This is a genomic window from Methylobacterium sp. J-072 (genome assembly GCF_022829425.1).
Classification (GTDB): Bacteria; Pseudomonadota; Alphaproteobacteria; order Rhizobiales; family Beijerinckiaceae; genus Methylobacterium.
In genome coordinates this window covers 1-4,050 of record NZ_JAKSYK010000048.1, presented here as the reverse complement: position 1 = coordinate 4,050, position 4,050 = coordinate 1, and the positions used below count along the sequence as shown (strand labels likewise).

General features: G+C 69.3%; 2 protein-coding genes. Both read right to left on the bottom strand.

Annotated elements, in window-relative coordinates:
- Positions 1 to 96: 96 nt before the first annotated feature.
- A complete protein-coding gene (locus MKK67_RS04420; RefSeq protein WP_243962455.1) occupies positions 97 to 1,233 on the bottom strand; it encodes an oxidoreductase in 1,137 nt (378 codons plus the stop codon).
- 288 nt (positions 1,234 to 1,521) lie between these two features.
- Entirely contained in the window at positions 1,522 to 3,663 is a 2,142-nt protein-coding gene (locus tag MKK67_RS04415) for a TonB-dependent receptor (protein WP_243962454.1), read from the bottom strand.
- Positions 3,664 to 4,050 lie beyond the last annotated feature (387 nt).

Sequence of the window (4,050 nt, the reverse complement as noted above, 5' to 3'; positions counted from 1 at the left end):
ACCTGCGCAAGGCCAAGGCCCGCACCTTCGACGCTCTCTGGCGAGCCATCGGCGACATCTGCGGCTTGTTCGAGCCCCAAGAGTGCTGGAACTTCCTCAAGGACAAGGGATATGCGTCCAATTAAGTGGACGACGCTCTAGTGATACCGATCCATCCCCAGCGAACCGGGACACATCCCGCTCCTCCGCCGTAAGCGCCAGCGCGACGGACGTTCCGGTCCGCGCCGAGATCAGGGCCGCTTCGATGCAGGCCATCACCTGAAGCGCCTCCAGCGCCGCAGAAGACTCGATCGCGCCCTGCGTGAGCTGGCGCGCCACGGCCTCGTAGTAGCGCCTCTGATCCCCGGCCACTGCAGGCGCGTGCGCCACCGCCCCGGTGCAATCGTGGATCGCGATCCCGTCCGGGTCCGCGCCCCATCCCGGCGCGCCCGGAACCATGCCGGCCAGGAGCTGCTGCTCCTGGATGTCGAGGCGCTGCTTGACGAGGCTGCCGGCCTCGCCGTGGATCACGAAGCGGGGCGATCCGCCGGCGACCAGCATGCTGGCGTGCAGGACCGCGCGCAGGCCCGGATACTCCAGCACCACGTGGGCCCAGTCGTCAGAGCGCGCGCCGGTGCGCAGCCGCGCCAGGCTGGCGGTCACCCGGTCGGGCAGCCCGAACAGCTGGAGCGCCTGATCCACGAGGTGGGGCCCGAGATCGTACCAGATGCCGCCGCCAGGGCCGGCCCCCTCCCGCCACCGGTCGCGGACCTGCGGGCGGAACCGGTCGAAATGCGATTCGAAATGCCGGACCTTGCCGAGGACGCCGTCCGCGATGGCCTTTCGGACACTGAGAAAGTCGCTGTCCCAGCGCCGGTTGTGGAAGACGAAAAGCATCCGGCCCTGGCGCTGCGCCAGCGCGACCAGCCCGCGCGCCTCGGCGAGGTCGAGGGTGAAGGGCTTGTCGACAACGACGTGCTTGCCCGCCTCCAGGGCGAGCCGGGCCAGCGGCGCGTGGGTATCGTTGGGCGAGGCGATCACCACCAGGTCGACGCCATCCGACATAGCGACCGCGGTGGGATCGGCCATGACGGCCAGGCCGGGCAGGTCGGCCCGGACCTTGGTGGGATCGCTCGAGGCGACCACCCGGAGGTCGAGCGCCGGAACGGCGCGGATTAAAGGGGCATGGAAGGTCTTGCCGGAATAGCCGTAGCCGATCAGGCCGACTCGGATCGGTGCAGTCGCGCTCGCCATTCGGGTCTCGTCCGGTCTCGGCCATCGGGGCTGCGCGATGATAGCCGCGCGACCGCCCGGGTTCACGCCATCCGGCGCACCGAACCTCGTCTCATGCGGTTCCAGCTGCGTGCCGCTGCCATCGCAGCCCTCACCGTCATCACGAGCGAAGCGAAGTGACCCAGGGCAGCGCGACACCACCGAACGTGGCGCCGCACTGGGTTGCTTCGCTGCGCTCGCAATGACGGAGAGGCTCACAGCCCGTCGCGTGAGACCCGTATCCGGCGCGACCGCCGCCCCGGACCGTCCCTAGAACCGCGCCGTCAGGAACAGCCGCACGTTCCGGCCCGGCAACAAAATCTCGTCCTTCTTGAACGAGGTCGAATTGCGGATGTCGGCGTCGAGCAGGTTGCGGCCCTGCACGCCGAGGGTGATCGTGCTCGCGCCGTAGACCGCCGGATCGATCGCTTTCGTGTAGCTCAGCTCGGCGCGCAGGTCATCGTAGCCGGGGGTGGGGGTCTCGAACAGGGCGGTCGCCTGGTGGTCGAAGGCGTGGAGCAGGTTCACCCGGGCGAACCAGCCATCCGCCCGCAGGTAGAGTCCGCCGCCGAGCCGGTAGGGCGGGATGCGCGGCACGTTGGTGCCGTTGTCGAACTGGGCGCGCACGAAGTCGAACTGCGCCTCGACGCCGGCAAAACCGTCGCCGACCGGCAGGAGATCGACTTGGCCGATGATCTCGGCACCGTAGAAGGTGGCGTTCTGCTGCTGGTAGACGATCTGCCGGTTCTCGGTGCCGCTGCCGCAGGAGGCGAAGTCGTCGCCGCAGGTGAGCCCGGTGAAGTTGCGGTAGATGAAGCCGGTGTAGCGCGTGTAATAGCCGGTGGCGTCGAGGCGCAGCGGCCCCTCCGCGCGGCGGATGCTGGCATCGACCGTGCGGACGCGCTCCTTCTTGAGGTCCGGATTGCCGATCTCGAAGGTCGCGGTGGCGTCGTGCGGCCCCTGCGAGAACAGCTCGTAGCCGGTGGGCCCGCGCTCGACATAGGAGCCGTTGAGGCTCGCCACGAAGCCGAAGGGCAGGTCCTGGAGGGCGCCGATGCTGGCGCTCTTCGGGGCGAAGCGCCGGGTCCGGGCGTAGAGGAACGGGTCCTGGCCGTCGACCGGCGTGAAGTCCGCGGGGAATTGCGCGGCCGTGCTCGACAGCCGATCGACCTCGTAGCGGCCCGCCGCCTGCAGCCGCGTGCCGGGGCGCAGCTCCAGTTCCTCGAACAGGTAGACCGCGTTGGCCCGGGATTCGGTCTTGGGCAGGAACGATTCGAGCTGGGTGTTGATCACCCGCCGGTCCGACTGGAAGCCGAGCGCGCCGGTGAGCCGGCCGAAGGGCGTGTCGACCGGGACGTGCTGGAGCTCCAGGCGCCCCTCGGCCTCGCGGTTCTTGAAGATCGCCTGGACGCCCTCGATCCCGTCCTCGCCGATGCCGACCTCGTTGTGCCGGTAGACCGAGTAGCCCGCCCAGTAGCGGATCACCTCGAACGGGCCGTCCAGCGGCCGGTACTCGCCCCGCGACAGGAACCGATCCTGGTTCGGGGTCAGGCGCGTGCGGTCCTGCTCGGCGACGCCCCCCGGGATCGCGTAGATCGCGTCGTAGTGGCTGAACGAGATGCCGACGAAGCCGCGGTCGCCGATCGCCGAGATGCCGACCGCGCCACCCTGCGACTCGGTGTAGGAGTTGCGCTGGATCCCGCCGGGGATCGCGTAGCTGTCGCTGGCGGTCCTGAACCCGTCGGCATGGACCGCGATGCCGTCGCCGCCGGCATCCACCGTCGCGGCGCCGAGCCGGCCGTTATCGACGCTGGAATAGCCGCTGGTGACCTGCCCCTGCACGCCGTTCGCCGGGATGAAGGTCGGCACCCGGTTGTTGTCGGCCGAGACCACGCCGCCGATGGCGCCGGAGCCGTAGCGCAGGGTCGCAGGGCCGCGGATCACCTCGATCCGATCGGAGACCAGCGGGTTCACCGGCACCGCGTGGTCCTCGCCGAGATCCGAGACGCCGCCGTTGACGATGCCGTTCTCCTGGATGCGCACCCGGGCATTGTCGAGGCCGCGGATGATCGGCCGTGAGGCCGCGCCCGGCGCGTAGGTGGTGGAGGAGATGCCGGGCCGGTCGAACAGGGCATCGCCCAGGGTCCGGGGCTGGTCGCGGGCGATCTGGTCCTGGGTCACCACGGTGACGGGCGAGAACGTGTTGGTCGCCACCGGCAGGATGCCGGTCTGGAGCGGGGCCGCGGACCCGACCGTGGGCTGACCGATCTGAATCGGGCTGGGGCTGGTGACGCTGATCTGGTCGAGGGTCACAGCCTGCTGCGCCTGCGCCGGAGCTGTCAGAAGACCGGTGCAGAGGGGCGCCGACAGGATCGTGCCGGCCAGGAAAGCGAGACGGAGCGAGGTAGGCATCGAGACTCACACACTGTTATAATGTTTCATTCACGTGCTGCGGTGGGTCGATGCAAGGGCGGATCGCGCGTCCCGTCGCGATCGCGTGGAAACGTTACATCATTGCAACGTTTCGGCCTCTCGACCCAGGCCTTTCAAGATGTTGGGCTGAGAGCCGGGACATAGCGTCAAGCCGGTCTGAACGGCCCTTTTCCCGGGCGCATGCAGCGCCAGCGGAATGCGACCCGGGACCCAGCACACGATGGCGCGCAGGGTCCGTCCGATCGACCTGTGCCGCTGGCGCGGCGCGTCGTGTGCTGGGTCCCGGATCAGGTTCCGCCTCGCTTCACCTGTCCGGGAAAAGGGCGCGCGTGGTCTGCTCGGGAGCGCTGATCCCACGACGCGCAC